The organism is Streptomyces sp. NPDC051569 (genome assembly GCF_044454085.1).
In the GTDB taxonomy this organism is placed as follows: Bacteria; Actinomycetota; Actinomycetes; order Streptomycetales; family Streptomycetaceae; genus Streptomyces.
Genome location: NZ_JBITDJ010000001.1, coordinates 90,830 through 110,774, shown reverse-complemented (window position 1 = coordinate 110,774; position 19,945 = coordinate 90,830). Strand labels below are relative to the sequence as shown.

At 69.2% G+C, this 19,945-nt stretch carries 15 protein-coding genes; 6 read left to right on the top strand and 9 right to left on the bottom strand.

All coding sequences use genetic code 11. The features are described from left to right. Positions 1 to 92 precede the first annotated feature (92 nt). The 3 genes from ACIBAE_RS00395 to ACIBAE_RS00385 form a co-directional block, all read right to left on the bottom strand. A complete protein-coding gene (locus tag ACIBAE_RS00395; protein WP_399281497.1) occupies positions 93 to 503 on the bottom strand; it encodes a DUF6113 family protein in 411 nt (136 codons plus the stop codon). Next, entirely contained in the window at positions 500 to 1,387 is an 888-nt protein-coding gene (mshB, locus tag ACIBAE_RS00390; protein ID WP_399281496.1) for an N-acetyl-1-D-myo-inositol-2-amino-2-deoxy-alpha-D-glucopyranoside deacetylase, read from the bottom strand. The genes ACIBAE_RS00395 and mshB overlap by 4 nt, the downstream gene beginning before the upstream one ends. 92 nt (positions 1,388 to 1,479) lie before the next feature. Continuing rightward, positions 1,480 to 1,674: a hypothetical protein gene (locus ACIBAE_RS00385; RefSeq protein WP_030352924.1), complete on the bottom strand. Its 195-nt coding sequence runs from the start codon at positions 1,672 to 1,674 to the stop codon at positions 1,480 to 1,482. Positions 1,675 to 1,857: 183 nt separating this feature from the next. Here ACIBAE_RS00385 and ACIBAE_RS00380 point away from each other — a divergent pair, with 183 nt between their 5' ends. Further along, positions 1,858 to 4,041 (top strand): prolyl oligopeptidase family serine peptidase, encoded by a 2,184-nt coding sequence (locus tag ACIBAE_RS00380; RefSeq protein ID WP_399281495.1) that lies wholly within the window; start codon positions 1,858 to 1,860, stop codon positions 4,039 to 4,041. A gap of 159 nt (positions 4,042 to 4,200) precedes the next feature. Here the strand turns inward: ACIBAE_RS00380 and ACIBAE_RS00375 are convergent, their stop codons facing one another. From ACIBAE_RS00375 to ACIBAE_RS00355, 5 genes are all read right to left on the bottom strand, one after another. Beyond that, positions 4,201 to 5,358, bottom strand: coding sequence for an ABC transporter ATP-binding protein (locus ACIBAE_RS00375; RefSeq protein WP_399281494.1), 1,158 nt, complete (start codon positions 5,356 to 5,358; stop codon positions 4,201 to 4,203). Next, positions 5,351 to 6,325: an ABC transporter ATP-binding protein gene (locus ACIBAE_RS00370; protein ID WP_399281493.1), complete on the bottom strand. Its 975-nt coding sequence runs from the start codon at positions 6,323 to 6,325 to the stop codon at positions 5,351 to 5,353. Before ACIBAE_RS00370 ends, ACIBAE_RS00375 begins: the two co-directional genes overlap by 8 nt. 13 nt (positions 6,326 to 6,338) lie before the next feature. Continuing rightward, positions 6,339 to 7,331, bottom strand: coding sequence for an ABC transporter permease (locus ACIBAE_RS00365; protein ID WP_399281492.1), 993 nt, complete (start codon positions 7,329 to 7,331; stop codon positions 6,339 to 6,341). After that, the gene (locus ACIBAE_RS00360) at positions 7,324 to 8,247 is read right to left on the bottom strand and encodes an ABC transporter permease (RefSeq protein ID WP_399281491.1); all 924 of its coding nucleotides are present in this window, start codon (positions 8,245 to 8,247) and stop codon (positions 7,324 to 7,326) included. The genes ACIBAE_RS00365 and ACIBAE_RS00360 overlap by 8 nt, the downstream gene beginning before the upstream one ends. A gap of 112 nt (positions 8,248 to 8,359) precedes the next feature. After that, positions 8,360 to 10,003, bottom strand: coding sequence for an ABC transporter substrate-binding protein (locus ACIBAE_RS00355; RefSeq protein ID WP_399281490.1), 1,644 nt, complete (start codon positions 10,001 to 10,003; stop codon positions 8,360 to 8,362). Positions 10,004 to 10,367: 364 nt separating this feature from the next. Between ACIBAE_RS00355 and ACIBAE_RS00350 the strand changes: the two genes are divergently transcribed. The 5 genes from ACIBAE_RS00350 (at position 10,368) to ACIBAE_RS00330 (ending at position 16,473) form a co-directional block, all read left to right on the top strand. Continuing rightward, a complete protein-coding gene (locus ACIBAE_RS00350; RefSeq protein ID WP_399281489.1) occupies positions 10,368 to 11,396 on the top strand; it encodes an ABC transporter permease in 1,029 nt (342 codons plus the stop codon). Between the two features lie 79 nt (positions 11,397 to 11,475). After that, entirely contained in the window at positions 11,476 to 13,263 is a 1,788-nt protein-coding gene (locus tag ACIBAE_RS00345; protein ID WP_399281488.1) for an ABC transporter substrate-binding protein, read from the top strand. Between the two features lie 84 nt (positions 13,264 to 13,347). Continuing rightward, positions 13,348 to 14,328, top strand: coding sequence for an ABC transporter permease (locus ACIBAE_RS00340; RefSeq protein WP_399281487.1), 981 nt, complete (start codon positions 13,348 to 13,350; stop codon positions 14,326 to 14,328). Between the two features lie 10 nt (positions 14,329 to 14,338). Continuing rightward, entirely contained in the window at positions 14,339 to 15,364 is a 1,026-nt protein-coding gene (locus ACIBAE_RS00335; protein WP_399281486.1) for an ABC transporter ATP-binding protein, read from the top strand. 26 nt (positions 15,365 to 15,390) lie between these two features. Then, positions 15,391 to 16,473, top strand: coding sequence for an ABC transporter ATP-binding protein (locus ACIBAE_RS00330; RefSeq protein ID WP_399281485.1), 1,083 nt, complete (start codon positions 15,391 to 15,393; stop codon positions 16,471 to 16,473). Positions 16,474 to 16,592: 119 nt separating this feature from the next. Here the strand turns inward: ACIBAE_RS00330 and ACIBAE_RS00325 are convergent, their stop codons facing one another. Further along, positions 16,593 to 19,844 carry a tetratricopeptide repeat protein gene (locus tag ACIBAE_RS00325; RefSeq protein WP_399281484.1) on the bottom strand — a complete coding sequence of 1,084 codons (3,252 nt, stop codon included), beginning with the start codon at positions 19,842 to 19,844 and terminating at the stop codon, positions 16,593 to 16,595. Between the last annotated feature and the right edge of the window lie 101 nt (positions 19,845 to 19,945).

Below are 19,945 nucleotides of genomic sequence, written 5' to 3'. Positions count from 1 at the left end.
ACTGGCCTCCGGGGGCAGACACCTGACGGCCGTGGCAAGCGGGGGGTCCGCGGGCCGTACGGAGAGGGTCAATTCAGCAGCAGGCGGACGCGTCACTTCTCAAGTCGGCCGGACTTCACGCCCGGTTGCGGCAACCGCGACATGGTGGCACAGATCACAGCGACCACCATGCCACCGAAGAGGTAGATGAGCGGCCCGGCCCCCGCGGCGAAGATTCCGTCACCCTCCGGACGGCCGGTGCTCAGCAGGATGGCCGCGGCCAGCCAGCCGGCGGCGGGCGCCCCTACCCCCAGCTGGGTACGGGTGGCGTACAGCCCACCGTAGAAGAGTCCGGCCGTGGCGAGCAGCGCGAGCAGCAATCCGCCGGGGAACAGGCCGCCTTGGACGAGGGAGCCCGCGGTGCCGACGAGGGCGCCGAGCACGATCAGCGCGAGATAGGCGGCGATACGTCCTGGTCTGGGCGGTCCCGCGAACAGGCCGCCGGGCTGGTTCTGCCCGCTCACGCGTCCACCCCCGCGAAGAGGTCGGTCTCGCGCTCGCCGTCCGGCGCTCCGGACTCACCGTGCGCCAGCTGGTAGTACTCGGCGGCGAAGATCGGCTGGCCGAGGTCGTTGGAGAGCGCGAAGAAGGGTCCTTCGACGGCGATCTGGGTGGCGTGCGCGCGCATCGCGGCCTCCTTCCGTGACACGTAGGACGCTCCGTCGATCACCGCGGTGATCTCCGCGTCGTCGACCACGCCCGGAAGGTCGTCGACCGCGGCGACGCCGGGGAAGCCGGCGCCCCGGGCGCGCAGCCGGGCGAAGCCCTGCTCGGCGACCGAGCGCGGCACACGGTTCCAGTAGAGCTTCGCGACGGTGTGCGGGGCGCCGAGATCCGGCCGGAAGGCGGGGTCGGCGGCCAGCTCGGCGGCGCGCGTGGCGACGCGGTGGGCCTGGATGTGGTCGGGGTGGCCGTAGCCGCCGTCCGGGTCGTACGTCACGAGGACCTGCGGGCGCACCTCGCGGATCACCTCGACGAGGTACGGGGCGGCGGCGTCCACGTCCGCGTGCCAGAAGGCGCCCTCGCGGTGGTTCTGCGCCAGGCCCATCATCCCGGAGTCGCGGAACCGCCCGGGGCCGCCGAGGAAGCGGTGGTCGGTGACGCCCAGCTCGCGCATCGCCCCGGCGAGTTCACCGATGCGATGGGCGCCGAGGCGGTCGTCCCGGTCGGCCGCGAGGTGGGCGAGGCCGGACGGAATGACCTCGCCCTCTTCGCCGAGGGTGCAGGTCACCAGGGTGACCCGGGCGCCCTCAGCCGCGTACTTGGCCATGGTGGCGCCATTGTTGATCGACTCGTCGTCGGGGTGCGCGTGCACCAGCAGCAGACGACGGGCGGATAGATCGGTCATGGGGACAGCCTACGAGGCGGCGCGTGCTCTCCCTCGGTCTCCCTCGGCCTCCCTTGCCGGATGAAGATTGGCCGATAGCCGACGGACAATGGCTAGAACTTGATGCCACCGATCATCCCCGCCACGTTCGTGGTCAGTTCACTGATGGTGGGGGCGATGGAGGAGCTGGCGATGTAGAACCCGAGCAGCATGCAGACCACCGCGTGTCCGGCCTTCAGCCCGGATTTCCGGACCAGCAGGAAGACGACGATCGCCAGCAGCACCACCGCCGAAATCGAGAGTGCCACGGCGGTTCACCTCCATAGATATTCAGTCGGGAAAACGCGGCATGCATGTGCCGGGCGGATTCCTACCCACCTAACGCTACGGATCATAACTATCCGTGCGTGCGCATCGATCGGTGCACGGCAGCACTCCGGGGGCGCACGCGGGCCCGCGAGATCCGCGGGGCACCCGCTAGGTTCGGTGACATGACCTCGCGACAGCAGCTCTCCTTCCCGCGCCAGCACGCCAGAACCCAGCGCTTCACCCGGGGCGCCCCCCGCGCCTTCACGGTGTCCCCCGACGGCGGGCGAGTGGTCTTCCTCCGTTCCCTGTCGGGCACCGATCCGGTGAACCGCCTCTGGGTGCTCGATCTCGACGGCTCGCCCACGGGCCAGGATCGCGAACGGGTGGCCGCCGATCCCGAGGCACTGCTGGGCGGCGCACCGGAGCGGCTCTCCGCCGAGGAGCGCGCGCGGCGGGAGCGGAGCCGTGAGGGGCAGACCGGCATCGTCGGGTACGCGGTGGACGGCGCGGTCGAACTCGCCGCGTTCACGCTCTCCGGACGGCTGTACGCGGCCGGACTGCGGGACGGTTCGGTGCGTGAACTGCCCGTGCCGGGGCCGGTGATCGACCCCAGGCCCGCGCCGGACGGGCGGCACATCGCGTACGTGGCCCGGGGCGGGCTGCGTGTGGTGGGCGCGGACGGCTCGGGCGACCGCCTGCTGGCGGGGCCCTCGGAGGCCGGTGGCGGGGACATCACGTACGGGCTGGCGGAGTTCATCGCGGCCGAGGAGATGAGCCGCTCACGCGGCTACTGGTGGTCCCCGGCGTCCGACCGGCTGTTGGTCGCACGGGTCGACACCACGCCGGTGCGGCGCTGGTGGATCTCCGACCCCGCGCACCCGGACCGGGAGCCGACCCAGGTCGCCTACCCGGCGGCCGGGACGCCCAACGCCGAGGTACGGCTCTTCCTGGTCGCCCTGGACGGGCACGCCGAGCAGGACGGGCAGGACGAGCAGGACGCGTCGCGTACGGAGGTGACCTGGGACCGGGCCCGCTATCCGTACCTGGCCCGGGTCCACTGGTCGGCGGCGGGCGCTCCGCTGCTGCTCGTACAGAGCCGCGACCAGGGCAGCCAGCTCTACCTGACGGTGGACCCCGAGACCGGCGTGACCCGGATCGTGCACCAGGACGAGGACCCGGCGTGGCTGGAACTGTTCCCCGGGGCGCCCGCCTGGGCGCCGGACGGGCGGCTGGTCCGGATCGCCGACGAGGGGGGCGCGCGGGTCCTGGTGGTCGGCGACCGGCCCCTGACCGGACCGCAGTTGCATCTGAGGTCGGTGCTGGACATCGGCGAGCACGACGTGCTGGTCTCGGCGTCGGCCGGCGAGGAGGCCGAGGACCCGGAGACCGGCGAGATCCACGTCTACCGGGTCAGCGAGCTCGGGATCGAGCGGTACTCGGCGGGGGCGGGGGTGCACTCGGCCGTCCGTGCGGGCGCGGTGACCGTGCTGGTGTCGGCCCGGCCGGAGACCGCCGGTTCATCCGTACAGGTGTTCCGGGATGGTAAGGAGCTCGCCACCGTTGCCTCGTACGCCGAGCAGCCGGCGCTCACGGCGCACGCGCTGCTCACCGAGGCGGGCACGCGGCGCATCCCGTGCGCCGTACTCCTCCCCACGGGCTATCAGGAGTCGGACGGCCCGCTGCCCGTCCTGATGGATCCCTACGGTGGCCCGCACGGACAGCGGGTGGTCGCCGCCCAGAGCGCGCATCTGACCTCGCAGTGGTTCGCGGACCAGGGCTTCGCGGTGATCGTCGCCGACGGCCGGGGCACCCCGGGGCGTTCGCCCGCCTGGGAGAAGTCGGTCAAGCGGAATCTGCTGCACTCCCTGGACGACCAGGTCGAGGCGCTGCACGGGCTGGCCGGCAGGTTCCCGCTCGACCTCGGGCGGGTGGCGATCCGTGGCTGGTCCTTCGGCGGCTATCTCGCCGGGCTCGCGGCCCTGCGCCGCCCGGATGTCTTCCACGCGGCGGTCGTCGGCGCTCCCGTCACCGACCTGCGGCTCTACGACACCCACTACCAGGAGCGCTATCTCGGCACCCCGCAGGAGGCGCCGGAGGTGTACGCGGCCCACTCGCTCGTCACGGACGACGGGCTCTCGGCCCCGGCGGAGCCGGCGCGGCCGATGATGATCATCCATGGCCTGGCGGACGACAATGTGGTGGTGGCCCACTCGCTGCGGTTCTCGGCGGCACTGCTCGCCGCGGGCCGGCCGCACGAGGTGCTGCCGCTGACCGGGGTGACCCACATGACACCGCAGGAGCAGATCGCGGAGAACCTGCTGCTGCTCCAGGTGGACTTCCTCAAGCGGTCGCTCGGAATGGCCTGAGGGACGGACACGGCGGCGACGCCGTGGGCGACCGGCCAGGACCCTGGAGTCCCGGCCGGTCAACGGCACCCGCACGGCCGTACGCTGATCACCATGCCGTGTCCGTATATCGGTACCGCGTCCGCCGAGTTGCCTGTGTGTTAACGGCCTTGCCGTGATTTACGGCGCTTTGCCCCCCGAATCGGGACCTTCGCCCGGCCCGTCGCCCGGCTCCACACCCGGCCCACCGCCCGGCTCCGGCACCGGCCCGCCGCCCGGCCCCTCCCCCGCTCCGCCGTCGCGCCGCCCGCCCTCGGTGGGCCCGGTCGGCCTCTCCTCCGCGAAGTGACAGGCCGAAGCGTGCGCGGCCGGCCCCGGCTGCCCCCGGAAGACCGCCGGGACCGCCAGCAGGGGCACCTCCAGCTCGCACCGCTCCCGCGCCTTCCAGCAGCGGGTGCGGAAGCGGCAGCCGGACGGCGGATTGGCCGGCGACGGGACATCGCCCACCAGGATGATCCGGTCGCGGTGCTCACGGGCCGTCGGGTCGGGCAGCGGCACGGCGGAGAGCAGCGCCTGGGTGTACGGATGCGTGGGGTGGTCGTAGATCTCCGCGTCCGAGCCGATCTCGGCCACCCGCCCCAGATACATCACCCCGACCCGGTCGGAGATGTGCCGCACGATCGACAGGTCGTGGGCGATGAAGATGTACGAGAGGCCGAATTCGGCCTGGAGGCGCTCCATCAGGTTGATGACCTGCGCCTGGACGGAGACGTCGAGGGCCGAGACCGGCTCGTCGGCGACGATGATCTCCGGCTGGAGGGCGAGGCCCCGGGCGATGCCGATGCGCTGGCGCTGCCCGCCGGAGAACTGGTGCGGGTACCGGTTGATGTACTCCGGGTTGAGCCCGACCACGTCCAGCAGTTCCCGCACCTTGCGGCGCCGGTCGCCCTTGGGAGCCACCTCGGGGTGGATCTCGTACGGCTCCCCGATGATGTCGCCCACGGTCATGCGCGGATTCAGCGAGGTGTACGGGTCCTGGAACACCATCTGGATGTTCCTGCGGACCGCCTTCAGCGCCCGTCCGGACAGCCGGGTGATGTCCTCGCCCCGGTAGCGGATCCGGCCGGAGGTCGGCCGCTCCAGGTTCACCAGCATCTTGGCGACGGTCGACTTGCCGCAGCCGGACTCCCCCACGATGCCGAGGGTCTCGCCGGGTGCCAGGTCGAAGGAGACCCCGTCGACCGCCTGCACCGCCCCGATCTGCTTCTTGAACAGGATTCCCCGGGTCAGCGGGTAATGCTTGACCAGGTCCCGGACTTCCAGAATGGCCTCAGCCATCGAGCGTCTCCTTCCAGAAGTAGCAGGCGCTCCGCCGGTCCCCGGCCACCTCGAACAGCGGGGGGACCTCACCCCGGCAGATGTCCTGGGCCAGCGGGCAGCGGGGGTTGAAGGCGCAGCCGGGCGGGATGTGCAGCAGGTTGGGCGGCAGGCCCTTGATGGCGTAGAGCTCCTGGCCCTTCTGGTCCAGGCGCGGGATCGAGTCCAGCAGGCCCCGGGTGTACGGGTGGGCCGGACGCTTGTAGATGTCGTGGACGGGCGAGGTCTCCACGATCCGGCCCGCGTACATCACCGCGATCTTGTCGGCCACGTCGGCGACCACCCCCAGGTCGTGGGTGATCAGGATCAGGCCCATGTTCAGTTCGCGCTGGAGCTCGGCGAGCAGCTCCATCACCTGGGCCTGGACGGTCACGTCCAGGGCGGTCGTCGGCTCGTCGGCGATGATCAGGGAGGGCTCCAGCGCCAGCGCCATGGCGATCATGATGCGCTGACGCATGCCGCCGGAGAACTGGTGCGGGTAGTCGCCCACCCGGTCCTTGGCCGCCGGGATCCTGACCCGGTCCATCAGTTCGACGGCCTTCGCCTTCGCCCGCTTGCGGGACATCCCCCGGTGGACGATGAACATCTCGCCGAGCTGGTCGCCCACGCTGAGTACGGGGTTGAGCGAGGAGAGCGCGTCCTGGAAGATCATCGCCATCTCGGCGCCACGGATCTTCCGCCGCTGGTCCTCCTTGAGCTTCAGCAGGTCCCGGCCCTTGAACAGCACTTCACCGCCCGCGATCCGGCCGGGCGGCATGTCCAGGATGCCCATGATCGCCTGCGCGGTGACGGACTTGCCGGAGCCCGACTCGCCCAGCACGGCGAGGGTTTCGCCCGCGTCCACCGAGTAGGTGACGCCGTTGACGGCCTTGGCCACCCCGTCGCGGGTGTGGAACTCCACCAGCAGGTCGCGCACTTCGAGCAACATGGGACAGGGCTCCTCAGCGCAGCTTGGGGTCGAGGGCGTCGCGTACCGCGTCGCCGAGCATGATGAACGCGAGCACGGTGACCGCCAGCGCGCCGGCCGGCCAGAGCAGCATGTGCGGGGCGTTGCGGATGTACGGGGAGGCGTCCGAGATGTCGATGCCCCAGGACACGGTCGGCGGTTTGAGCCCCACGCCGAGGAACGAGAGTGTCGCCTCCAGCGCGATGAACGTACCGAGCGCGATGGTCGCCACGACGATCACCGGCGCGACGGCGTTGGGCAGGACGTGCCGCAGCATCATCCGCGAGTTGGAGGCACCCAGCGCCCGTGCCGCCTGGACGAAGTCGTTCTGCTTGATGGTGATCACGGAACCGCGCGCGATCCGGGAGATCTGGGGCCAGCCGAGCAGCACCATGAAGCCGATCACCGGCCAGACGGTGGCACTGGTCACCACGGACAGCAGCACCAGACCGCCGAGGACCACCGGGATACCGAAGAAGATGTCGGTGATCCGGGAGAGGATCGCGTCCCAGAATCCGCCGAAGAAGCCGGCGAGACCGCCGAGGACCGAGCCGACGACGGCGACCCCGAGGCTGGCGAGGACACCGACGACGACCGAGGTCCTGGCGCCGTAAACCGTACGCGTGTAGACGTCGCAGCCCTGCCCGTTGAAGCCGAAGGGGTGGCCGGACTGGGAGCCCTCCTGGGCCTTGGCGAGGTCGCAGGAGAGCGGGTTTCCGTCGGCGATCAGCTGCGGCCAGATCGAGATGATCACCAGGAAGACGATGAACAGCCCCGAGAGGATGAAGATCGGGTTGCGGCGCAGGTCGTGCCAGGCGTCCGACCAGAGGCTGCGGGGCTTTCCGGCGGGGCCGCCGCTGTCCGGGCCCTCGCGTCCGGTCTCCAGGGTCGATCCCTCGCTGGTGGCGAGGTCCATCGCTCCGCCGGCTCCGGTACCGGCGATGGCGGGGTCGCTTTCATCGGGTCGGGGTTCGCGCGGCTCAGGCATACCGGATCCTCGGGTCGAGAACGGCGTACAGAAGGTCGACCAGCAGGTTCGCGACCAGGAAGATGACGACGAGTACGGTCACGAAGCCGACGACGGTCTGGGTGTTCTGGCGCAGGATGCCCTGGTAGAGCTGGAATCCGACGCCGTGGATGTTGAAGATCCGTTCGGTGACGATCGCGCCGCCCATCAGGGCGCCGATGTCGGTCCCGATGAAGGTCACCACCGGGATCAGTGAGTTGCGCAGCAGATGGCGGATGATGACCCGGTGCCGGGGCAGGCCCTTGGCGGTCGCGGTGCGGACGTAGTCGGAGCGCGCGTTCTCGGCGATCGAGGTACGGGTCAGCCGGGTGACGTACGCGAGCGAGACCGAGGCGAGCACCAGTCCGGGCAGGATGAGCTGGTCGAAGGGTGCGGAGGAGGACACCGACGGCTCGATGAGTTTCCACTTCACGCCGAACAGCAGCTGCGCCAGCAGGCCGGTGACGAAGGTCGGGACGGAGACGACCACCAGCGTCAGGATCAGGATGGACGTGTCGACCGGGCGGCCCCGGCGCAGCCCGGTGATCACACCGAAGAGGATCCCGATGACGATCTCGAAGATGATGGCCACGATCGTCAGCCGGATGGTGACCGGGAAGGCCGCGCCCATCAGGTCGACGACCTTCTGGCCGTTGAAGGCGGTGCCGAAGTCGCCGGTGAAGACATGGCCCATGTAGGTCAGGTACTGCTGCCACACGGGCTTGTCGAGGCCGAAGTCCTTGCGCAGCTGGGCTTCGGTCGCCGGATCGCACTGCTTGTCGCCGCAGAGCCCCGCGATGGGGTCGCCCATCACGTTGACCATCAGGAAGATCAGCAGCGTGGCGCCGATGAAGACGGGGATCATCTGCAGCAGACGCCGGATCACATAACGTCCCATGAAGGGCTCCGGGGGTCGGGGTCGTCGGTTGCGTGGACGGCGCGGGCCGGGCGAAAGGTGTACGGCCCGGCGCGCGTCCCGCGCCGGGCCGCCCGCCCTCCGGCGGCCTCCGTCAGTGGACCTTGATCTCGTTGTAGACCGGGACGCTGAAGGGGTTGAGCGCCACGTTCGAGACCCGGTCGGAGTAACCGGCGCTGCCGTTCTGGTACCAGAGCGGGATGGCCGCCATCTGGTCCCGTACGACCGTCTCGGCCTGCTGGAAGACCTGGACCGCCTTCTTCTGGTCGGTCTCCGCGTTGGCCTGGTTGACCAGCTTGTCGAACTGGGCGTTGGACCACTTGCCGTCGTTGGACGAGGCGTTGGTGAAGTACAGCGGCTGCAGGAAGTTCTGGATCAGCGGGTAGTCCATCTGCCAGCCGGCCCGGAACGGGCCGGGCATCTTCTTCTGGCCGATCTGGCTGCGGAAGTCCGCGAAGGTGCCGATCGGCCTGCCGACGCAGGCCTTGTCGTTGCCCAGCGCGTTGTTGATGCTGTTGCAGACGGCGTCGACCCACTCCTTGTGGGAGCCGGTGTCGGCGTTGTAGGAGATCGAGAGCCGGCCGCCCGGGATGCCGCCGGCCGCCTGGATCATCGTCTTCGCCGCGGCCGGGTCGTACTGGCACGCCTTGCCGCAGAGCCCGGCCTTGTAGCCGCCGTCCACGCCGAGGACCGGGGAGGTCCAGTCGGTGGCGGGGGTGCGCGTCTTCTGGAAGATCGTCTCGGTGATCTGCTTGCGGTTGATCGCCATGGACAGACCGGTACGGACCTTGGCGCCGTTCGCGGTGTTCCATCCCTTGTCGTAGTAGGGGAAGGCCATGGTCTGGATGATGCCGGCCGGGGTGTTGATGTACCGGCCGCTCAGGTCGGACTTGACGTTCTTGAGCTGCGCGGCCGGGACGTCGTCGACCAGGTCGAGGTTGCCGGCGACCAGGTCGGTGTAGGCGGTGTTGTTGTCGGTGTAGACCTTGAGGTCGACACCGCCGTTGACCGCCTTGTCGGACCCCGGATATCCCTTCCATGTGCGCAGGGACATCTGGGAGCCCTTGGTGTAGTTCTCGACGGAGTACGGGCCGTTGCCGATGGGCTTGGAGAGCCAGCCCGCGTGGTTCGTGTAGAACGCCTGGGGCAGCGGCGAGAAGGCCGCGTAGCCGAGGGTGTCGGGCCATGTGGAGAACTTCTGCGCCAGCTTGACGGTGAAGGTCTGGGGGCCCGTCACCTTCAGCCCCGAGAGGGTCTGCGCGGTGGGCTGACCGGTCGTGGGGTGGACCTGGTCGAAGCCCGCGATGTACTGGAAGAAGCTGGAGTTCTTCTGGTTGTTCTTGAGATTCGCGCCGTAGTTCCACGCGTCGACGAATGACTTCGCCGTGACCTTCTCGCCGTTGCTGAAGGTCCATCCGCTCTTGACGGTGACGGTGAAGTTCGTCGAGTCCGTGCTGTCGATCTTCTCGGCGAGCGCGTTCTCGGCCGCGCCGGTCTTCGGGTTGTACCGCTTGAGGCCCCGGAAGATCAGGTCGAGGACCTTGCCGCCCTGCACCTCGTTGGTGTTCGCGGGCTCCAGCGGGTTCTGCGGGTCGCCCCAGGAGGAGCGCACCACGCCGCCGGACCCGCCGCTGCCGCTGCTGCTCCCGCCGCTGCTGCTTCCTCCGCCGCAGGCTGTCGCAGCAAGGGCGACGGCCACCGCGCATGCGGCCCACTTGGCGTGCGTGGCTCCACGCATGAAAGTGCCTCCTCGTCAGGCGCAAGTCTCACTTGCCCCCAATACACCCCATAGGTTGCCCAACCGCACTTTCATGGCGGCTGTACGGGCGGGGCCGATATCCGGATGTACGCAATCCGGGGACTCGACGCCCGCATATCGGACGCATTGCCGGATGCTTCCGGATAAGTCGAGAAGATCCACGCCGAGACGCGCGATCAAGGTCAAGATATGCTCAATATTTGGTCATGTATTCGTCAAGATTTCAAAGAGGGGACCAAGGCGACCAGTGATTCATTGACCCTGAATCAATCCCGTTGAAAAGGTCCGCATAGCCCGTGGGCACGACCGCGGAATCCTTCGTCCCCTCCGGGCCAGGAGCGCCATGACTCTCCCAACTTCAGCGGTCAACAACCCTCTTGAGGCGGTTGCCGCGAACAGCGCCGGGAAACCGGAGTCCTCCGCGCCCAAGGGCGGCGCCGGACGCTCGCCCGGCCGGCTCGCCTGGCTGCGGTTCCGCCGCGACCTCACCGGGATGATCTCCGGATACGTCGTGGTCTTCTTCTTCGTGGTGGCGCTCTGCGCCCCGCTGATAGCCAAGCTGTACGGGAAGAATCCGTACGACACCTACGGCCAGGACGATCCCGGTCTGCTCGACGAATTCAGCTTCCCCATCCTCCCGAACGGGGGCATCAGCGGCGACTACTGGTTCGGTGTCGAGCCGGGCCTCGGCCGGGACGTCTTCACCTTCCTGCTCTACGGCATCCGTAACTCTCTGCTGATCGCCACGGTGACGACGCTCCTGGTCACCGCGCTCGGCATCGTCATCGGCATCACCGCGGGCTACCTGGGCGGCAGGACCGACTACCTCATCGGCCGCGTCATCGACATCCTGCTGGCCTTTCCCTCCACGCTCTTCTTCATCGCCTTCTGGCCGGTGATGCTCTCCATCCTGGTCTCGCCGGAGGAGAACACCCCGGTCTGGCTCACCGTCGTCAGCCTCATCTCGGTGATGACGGCGTTCGGCTGGGCCTCCATCGCGCGACTGCTGCGCGGCGAGGTACTCGCCCTGCGCGAAAGGGAGTTCGTGGAGGCGGCGAGGGTGACCGGGGCCTCTCCCGTCCGGATCATCTTCAAGGAGCTGCTGCCCAACCTGTGGACGCCGATCCTCATCCAGGCGACCCTGGCGCTCCCGATGTACGTCACCGCCGAGGCAGGTCTCGCCTTCCTCGGTGTGGGGCTGAGCTCGCCGACACCCGACTGGGGCGTGATGATCCAGCGCGGTTCGGACGTCTATCAGAACGACATCACGTTCATGCTCTTCCCCGGTGTGTCCATGGTGATCTTCGTGATCGCCTTCAACCTTCTCGGGGACTCCGTCCGGGACGCACTGGACCCGAAGACCAAGCGCTGACGTACGACTCCCACTCCGGCCAGGGCGACGGGGCCCGCCGGAGCCGACCCATCCTCTCCATCGACCAGGGCAGGCAGCCATGTCCCTTTCCCGCAGAAACTTCATCATCGCCACGTCCGTCGCGGCCGGCGCCTCCTCCCTCCTGTCCGCGTGCACCAGCGGCAGCACGGGAAGCACCGGGAGCAAGAGCGGCGGGCAGGCGGGCACCGGCAAGTACACCGGCAGCACCGTCGCCATCGGCACCGCGCAGGACTCGGCCGGTCCGGCGCCCGCGGTGGCCGGGGCGCGCAAGGGCGGCGACATCCGGGGCATCGCCCCCGACGACTTCTCCCACCTCGACCCGCAGCGGATCTACTACGCGTGGAACTCCGCGGTCGGCAACCTCTTCATCCGCTGCCTGACCGGCTACAAGATAGCCGCCGACGGCTCCATGAAGCTGGTCGGTGACCTCGCCACCGACACCGGCACCGAGTCCGACGGCGGCAAGACCTGGACCTTCACCCTGAAGGACGGGCTGAAGTGGGAGGACGGCAGCGAGCTGACCGTCGACGACGTCCGCCACGGCATCGAGCGCGGCTTCGCGAGCTTCACCACCGAGGGCGCGGGCTACGCCCAGACCGCCCTGACCGGCAAGACGGACTTCCGCTCGGTCTACAAGGGCCCGTACAGCGGCAAGCACCTGGACTCCGTCGTGACGGACACGGCGAAGAAGACCATCACCTTCAAGCTCGCGCTGGCCCGCCCCGACTTCAACTTCACGCTCGCCATGGCCTCCTACGGCGCGGTGCCGGTCAAGCTCGACACCAAGGAGAAGTACGACAAGGACCCGGTCTCGGCGGGCCCGTACCGGATCAAGCAGCACGCCGTGGACAAGTCGATGACCCTGGCGCGCAACCCGCACTGGGACGAGAAGACCGACCCGATCCGCACCGCTTACCCGGACACCTTCACCTTCGAGTTCGGGCCGGAGGGACTGGCCACCGCGGACCGGATGATCGCCGACTCCGGTGACGACCAGTACGCGTTCATGTCGTACGGCGGTGTTCCGGCCGAGCGCATCCAGAAGGTGCTCACCGACCCGGAGCTGAAGAAGCGCAGCTTCAACGGCCTGCTCACCGGCACCTACTACTACGCCATCAACACCAAGCGGATCCCCGACCTGAAGGTCCGTCAGGCGCTCATCCACGCCTGGCCGCTGGAGCAGATCCGCAAGCTCTACGGCGGCCCTTCGGCCGGTGACTACGCCACCACCCTGCTGAGCCCGGACATCCTGGGCCGGGAGAAGTTCGACGTCTACGACAAGCTGACGAAGCCGCAGGGCGACCCGGAAACCGCGAAGAAGCTGCTGGCCGAGGCCGGCAAGACGGGCCAGAAGATCGTCTACGCCTTCCCGCAGACCCCCACCTACGACAAGACCAAGGTGGTCATCGAGAACGCGCTGAAGAAGGCCGGCTTCAACCCGGTCATCAAGCCGATCGACTCGACCAGCTACTACGACCAGATCCAGCAGATCGACAACCAGTTCGACGTGATGTGGTTCGGCTGGGCCCCGGACTGGCCGACCGGCTACACGATGATCCAGCCGCTCCTCGACGGCGGCACCGTCGCCAACGGTGCCAACAACATCTCCCAGCTCAAGGTGGACTGGGTCGACGAAGCGATCAAGAAGAACGCCGAGATCGCGGACCCGGCCGAGGCCGGCAAGGCCTGGGCCGCGCTGGACAAGCGGATCATGACCGAGGAGGCGCCGATCATCCCCGAGACGTATTCGCGCCGCTTCTACCTGTACGGCTCCAAGGTCGGCGGGGCGCTCTTCGACCCGCTGAACTCCTCCGCCGTCTTCTACAAGCTGTACGTCAAGGCCTGACGCCCACATCCGGGGCGGGGCGCCCGCGCGGCGCCCCGCCCTCCCCCGCCCCCTCGTCGGCGTCTGCCAGGGATACCCATCGCCATGTTCCGCTTCATCGTCCGCCGGACCCTCGGCGCGCTGGTGATCCTGCTGATCATCAGCGCCATCACCTTCGCGCTCTTCTACGTCGCGCCGCGCGACCCGGCGCGGGTCGCCTGCGGCAAGATCTGCACCCCCCAGACCCTGGAGCTGGTACGGCACAATCTGGGGATCTCCGACCCGATCCCGGTGCAGTACTGGCACTGGCTGGCGGGCGTCTTCACCGGGCGTGACTACACGTCGTTCGGCTACTGCCCGGCGCCCTGCCTCGGCTACTCCTTCCACAACCAGGAACCCGTGCTCGGCACCATCCTGGACCGTTTCCCGACCACGCTCTCGCTCTCCGTCGGCAGCGCGGTGGTGTTCGTGGTGGCCGGCATCGGCACCGGCATGATCGCCGCGGTCAAGCAGGGCAAGACGCTCGACAAGGTGGCCTCCTCGGCGTCCCTGATCGGCTCCTCGCTCCAGATCTACATCGTCGGTGTGGTCGCCATGTTCTACCTCTGCGACCAGTGGCACATCCTGGGGCGCCCCCGGGACGTTCCCTTCACCCAGGACCCGGTCGGCTGGTTCAACGGGCTGCTGCTTCCCTGGCTCGTCCTCGCGCTGATCTTCACCGCCAACTACACCCGGATGGCGCGCTCCCAGCTGGTCGAGACACTCAGCGAGGACTATGTGCGCACCGCCCGGGCCAAGGGACTGTCCCGCAGGACGGTCTTCTTCCGGTTCGCCTGGCGGGGCGCGATGGGCCCGATCGTGACGATCTTCGGACTGGACGTCGGCTATCTCCTCGGCGGAGCCATCATCACCGAGAAGACCTTCAGCCTGCACGGCATCGGCGCGCTCTCGGTCAAGGCCGTCCAGGACAACGATCTGCCCCTGCTGCTCGGCGTGGTCCTGGTCGCCGCCGCCGCGATCGTCCTCTTCAACATCGTCGTCGACGCCGTGTACGCCCTGATCGACCCGCGCGTGCGCCTCGCCTAGGAGAGACCCCATGAGCACTCCCTTCCTCTCCGTACGCGACCTGCGTGTGCACTTCTCCACCGAGGACGGCACCGTCAAGGCCGTCGACGGGCTCTCCTTCGAGGTGGAGAAGGGCAGGACCCTCGGCATCGTCGGCGAGTCCGGCTCCGGGAAGTCCGTCACGAACCTGGCCGTCCTGGGGCTGCACGACCGCGAACACACCGCGATCGACGGCGAGATCCTCCTCGAAGGGCAGGATCTGCTGACGGCGACGGAACGGCAGCTGGAGCGGCTGCGCGGCAACAAAATGGCCATGATCTTCCAGGACGCGCTGGCCTCCCTGTCCCCGTACCACACGATCGGGCGGCAGATCTCGGAGACGTACCGCAAGCACACCGGCGCCTCCAGGAAGGAGGCGCGCGACCGCGCGGTCGAGATGCTGAAGCGCGTCGGCATCCCCCAGCCGGACCTGCGGGTCGACGACTATCCGCACCAGTTCTCCGGCGGTATGCGGCAGCGCGCCATGATAGCGATCGCCCTGGTCTGCGACCCCGAGCTGCTCATCGCCGACGAACCGACGACCGCACTGGACGTCACCGTGCAGGCCCAGATCCTGGACCTGCTCAAGGACCTCCAGCAGGAGACCGGCACCTCGATCATCTTCATCACCCACGACCTCGGGGTCATCGCCGACGTCGCGGACGACGTGCTGGTCATGTACGGCGGCCGGTGCGTGGAGCGCGGCACCAAGGCGGAAGTGCTGACGGAGCCCCAGCACCCGTACACCTGGGGCCTGCTGCGCTCCATGCCGAGGCTCGGCTCCCGGGTCGACATACCGCTGTCACCCATCCCCGGCACCCCGCCCAGCCTCCTCAACCCGCCGACGGGGTGCTGCTTCCACCCGCGGTGCGCCTTCACCGACCAGGTGAGCGGCGCGCGCTGCCCGACCGAGCGGCCGGCGCTGGAGCTGGCCGACGGGCGCGGGGCGGCCTGCCACCTCACCGACGGGCAGCGCACCGAGTTCGCCGCCGATCTCGCCGGCTCCCGGCCCCACTGACGTACACGAGACGGGACTTGACCACCATGAGCAGTACGACTCCCCTCTTGGACGTCTCCGGACTCACCAAGCACTTCCCGATCCTGGGCGGCTTCCCGATCCGGCGGACGGTCGGCGCGGTCCAGGCCGTGGACGGGCTGGACTTCTCGGTCGGCGCGGGCGAGAGTCTGGGGCTGGTCGGCGAGTCCGGCTGCGGCAAGTCGACGACGGGCCGGCTGATCACCCGGCTGCTGGAGCCGACCGCCGGCCGGATCACCTACCGCGGGCAGGACATCACCCACGCCTCGCGCAAGCAGCTGGCGCCCGTGCGCTCCGAGATCCAGATGATCTTCCAGGATCCGTACGCCTCGCTGAACCCCCGGCAGACCGTCGGCAAGATCATCGCCGGACCGATGGAGGTCAACGGCATCCACCCGCCCGGCGGCCGCGAGGCCCGGGTGCGCGAACTCCTGGAGACCGTGGGCCTCAACCCCGAGCACTACAACCGCTTCCCGCACGAATTCTCGGGCGGCCAGCGGCAGCGGATCGGCGTGGCCAGGGCGCTGGCCCTGGAGCCGAAGCTGATCGTGGCGGACGAGCCGGTCTCGGCGCTCGACGTCTCGATCCAGGCGCAGGTCGTCAACCTGCTGCAGAAGCTTCAGCGGGAACTCGGCATCGCCTTCATCTTCATCGCCCACGACCTCGCCGTCGTACGGCACTTCTCGCAGCGCGTCGCGGTGATGTACCTCGGCCGGATCGTGGAGATCGCCGAACGCGACGAGCTGTACGGAAACCCGCGTCACCCCTACACGCGCGCACTGCTCTCCGCCGTGCCCCGGGCCACCGCGGACGACGCCCCGGCCGACCGGCGCATCCGCCTCGTCGGTGACGTGCCCTCCCCGGTCCACCCGCCGTCCGGCTGCCGCTTCCGCACCCGGTGCTGGAAGGCGACGGAGAAGTGCGCGAGTGAGGCTCCGCCGCTGGTACGGGTGGCGGGCAGCGGGAACGGTCATCTGACCGCCTGCCACTACCCGGAGGAGGCCAGCACGGTGGTGTCCACGACGGCCGGCAGGACGCTGGGCACACCCGGGCTCGGCACCACCCCCGAAGTCACCGACGCGGGAGCCTGAACCGTCTCGGCACCGGAGGCCCGAACCACCGCCGCCCCGGGGCTCGCGCCTTCGGGGCGCCGCAGGGGTCCCAGGTCCTGTCCGGCGGCGGACAGGACCTGGCGGAACAGGCGCGTCGGTCACGCCAACAGGGCGGCCGTCTCGCGCTGCTCAGGGGTGTCCAAGGCGGTGAAGTGCCCATGCGCGCGCCGCCAGGCACTTCGAGCGGCCCGCTCTCTTTTCTCCAGGCGATGGGCGTGACCGAGGGTGATCAGGGCGCGAGCGTGTTCCAGTCGCTGTCCGGACCGGCGGGCGAGCTGGAGCGCCTGATCGCACGACCGCAGACACTGTTCGCTGTCACCGGCCGCCAACTGGATGGCGGCCAGCAGACCGTGCAGCCTTGGCAGGTCGAGCGGGCTGCCCTCCGCGGCGAGCCGAAGAGACCGGGACGCCTCGTCGTGCGCCTGCTCGTACCGGCCCTGGCGCAAATGGACTCTCGCCAACCCCATCAGCACTCCGACGAACCCCGTGCCCACGCCTTCGGCGACGTCACGCGCGGTACCCAGTCGATCGAGGGCAGTGTCCACGCGGCCCAGTTTGAGCTCGACCACAGCCAGACCGGTCAGGGAATCGATCTGGCTGTTCCTGTTCTCGACCTGCCTGGCGATGCTCAACGCGGCGTCGAACGAGGCGACGGCCTGCTCGTGGCGGCCCGCGTCGCTGTGCACCCAGCCGAACGTCTCGAAGGTCACGCCTTCGGCGTAGATCAGGCCGGTGGAGCGCGACACCTCCATGGCCTTCTCCAGCGCCTCCAGCGCTTGGGGGAACCGCGCCCGCTGTTGCCGGACGATCCCGAGGTTGACCAGGGTCAGCGACTGGAGATGCCGGTCGCCCGACTCCTCGGTCAGCGGGATGTTGGCCAGGAGGCACTCCTCGGCGCTCTCCAGACGGGCGAGCATCAGATAGGCGGAGGCCAGGTTGTTGAGGCCGCGCACCTCGCTGCGGGCGTGACCGAGCCGGCGACTGATCTCCAGTGACTTCCTGTACCGGGGCAGCGCCCTGCGTGCTTCTCCGAGTTGCTTCAGCGCCACACCGCACCCGGTCAGGGCCATGGCCTCGCCGTGGAGCCAGCCCGCCCGTCGCGAGAGTGTCAGTGCCCGCTCGTTCTCCGTCAGTGCCGTGCGCAGATCCGCCATACGCCAGCGGACCATCCCGAGCGAGAGATGCATGGCTGCCTGCCCCACGAGGTCGCCGTCGAGCTTCGCCGCGGCCAGGGCGGTTCCCGCGACGCGCAGCCACTCCACGTGGGTCCGCCGATGGTGCAGCAGGTCCTGCATCGCCTCGACCAGCAGCCACGCATAGCGGCGGGGCCCATGCTCGGCCGCGTGCGCGATGACGACAAGCAGGTTCTCCCACTCGGCGTCGAACCAGGTCGTGGCATCCGCCTCGGCGCTGAATTCCTCCACCGGGGCAACAGGTGCCTCCGCCTCACGCGCCAGGTTGGGCGCCAGGAACCCGCAGACCTCGTTCACTCTCGTGATCATGTCCACGTAGTAGTCCAGGAGCCGGCGGACCGCGCCGTGCCGGTCAGCCTCCGTGTCCTCCTCCCGCCCTCGCTCGGCCGCGTACTCGCGTACCAGGTCGTGGCACGTGTACCGGCGGACAGCAACCTCCTGGATGAGGTGCACCCGCGCCACCGTCGCGAGCAGGACGCGCAGTTCCTCCAGGCCGGAGTTGGCCTGAGCGGCGGTCGCCGCGACCGTGACATCGACGCTCGGTACCAGCCCGAGGAGGCGGAACACGCGCCGGGCCGACGCGGGGAGCGCGACGTAGGAGAGCTCAAGAGCCGCTCGGACCGCAGCGTGCTCGTCTCCCTCCACCCTCAGTTGCGCCAAACGCCCGCGGTCCGTCAGCTCGCGTACATACTGGCCGATCGTCCGGTGTTCCTGATCGGCCAGCCAGGACACGGCGACACACAGGGCGAGCGGCAGGCGGTCACACAGCTCGGCCAACTCCGCCGCCGCTTCCGGCTCGTCGTGAGAACGGCGGGAGCCGGCACCCTGTGCGATCAGGCCGAGCGCCTCCTCCTGGCTCAGGACGTCGAGGGTGAGGCGCCTCGCTCCGTCCAGCGCCACCAGACTCCGCAGCCGGTCACGGCTCGTGATGACGGCCAGGCACTGGGGGTTCGGCGGTAACAACACGCGGACCTGCGCCGGCTCCGCCACGTCGTCCAGCACCAGCAGAATCCGGCGTCTCGCCAGCAACGACCGGTAGAGGGCGATCTGGGCATCCACCGAGACCGGGATGTCCCGGAGCGGCTGCCCCAGTCCTTGCAGCAGGAGTGGCAGCGCCTCGGACACCGACATCGGCTCCGCCCTGTCGAAGCCCCGCATGTCGAGGAAAAGCTGACCATCGGGGAAGTACTCGGCGTTCCGGTGCGCCCAGTGAGCGGCGACGGAGGTCTTTCCCACCCCTGCGGGACCGACGATGAGGACGACCCGGTCGGCACCGGCCCGGTACTCGTCGAGCTGCCGGAGCTGGTCCTCGCGGCCCACGAAACGACCGACCGCGGGGACCTGGCGCGGGAGCGTGCGCTGCCTCTCGCCCGCGGGCTCGCGAGGACTGTCGGCCCCCTCGCTCAGCTCGGGGCCGCCGACAAGCATCCGCTGATGGAGCTGCCGAAGTCGCGGTGTGGGCTCCACCCCCAGGTCCGTCACCAAGCGGGTATGGAAGTCCCGGTACACCTCAAGGGCTTCCGGCAGGCGTCCCAGCTGGTTGAGCGCCAGCATCAGCTGACGCCGCGGCTGCTCCCGCAGGGGCTGATCGGCGATCAGGCGCATCAGATCGGCTACGACGGCTTGACCGCGGCCCAAGGCCAGATTCGCTTCGACGCGACCTTCTACCGCCCCCGCTCCCATCTCCTCGAACCGGTGTCTCTCCGACTCGGCGGCGGGGCCGTTCAGATCCGGGAAGGGCTCTCCCCGCCATAGCTCCAACGCCCGCTCGTACAGCGCGATCGCCTCCTCGTGACGACCGCCGCGCGCCGCTCGGCGTGCCTCGCCGACGAGGACCTCGAACTCATCGATGTCGAGCTCCCCGGGGCAGACGTTCACCAGGTAGCCGGGACTGCGGGTGACGACGCGTTCCTGCCCGTGCGGCCCCAGGGCTCTGCGGACCTCCGCGATGAGCGCCCGTACCCGGGCCGCGGCGGAGGCCGGAAGACTCTCGCCCCAGAGCGAGTCGGCGATGCGGTCCACCGGCACCACACGGTTGGCCCGGAGCAACAGGACTGACATCAGGGCACGTTGCCTGCCGGTGAGCGTCACCGGCCTGCCCTCGACCGTGGTTTCCAGGGTGCCGAGGAGGCGGAAGCAGACAGGCGCAGATATCACGCGGACCACCGTAATCGAAACGGTGACCGACACGGAGACGCCGCACGCCGGGGGTCCGGGGCCATGCGATCTCCATGCGGAAATCGTGCGCCCGGTTGCGA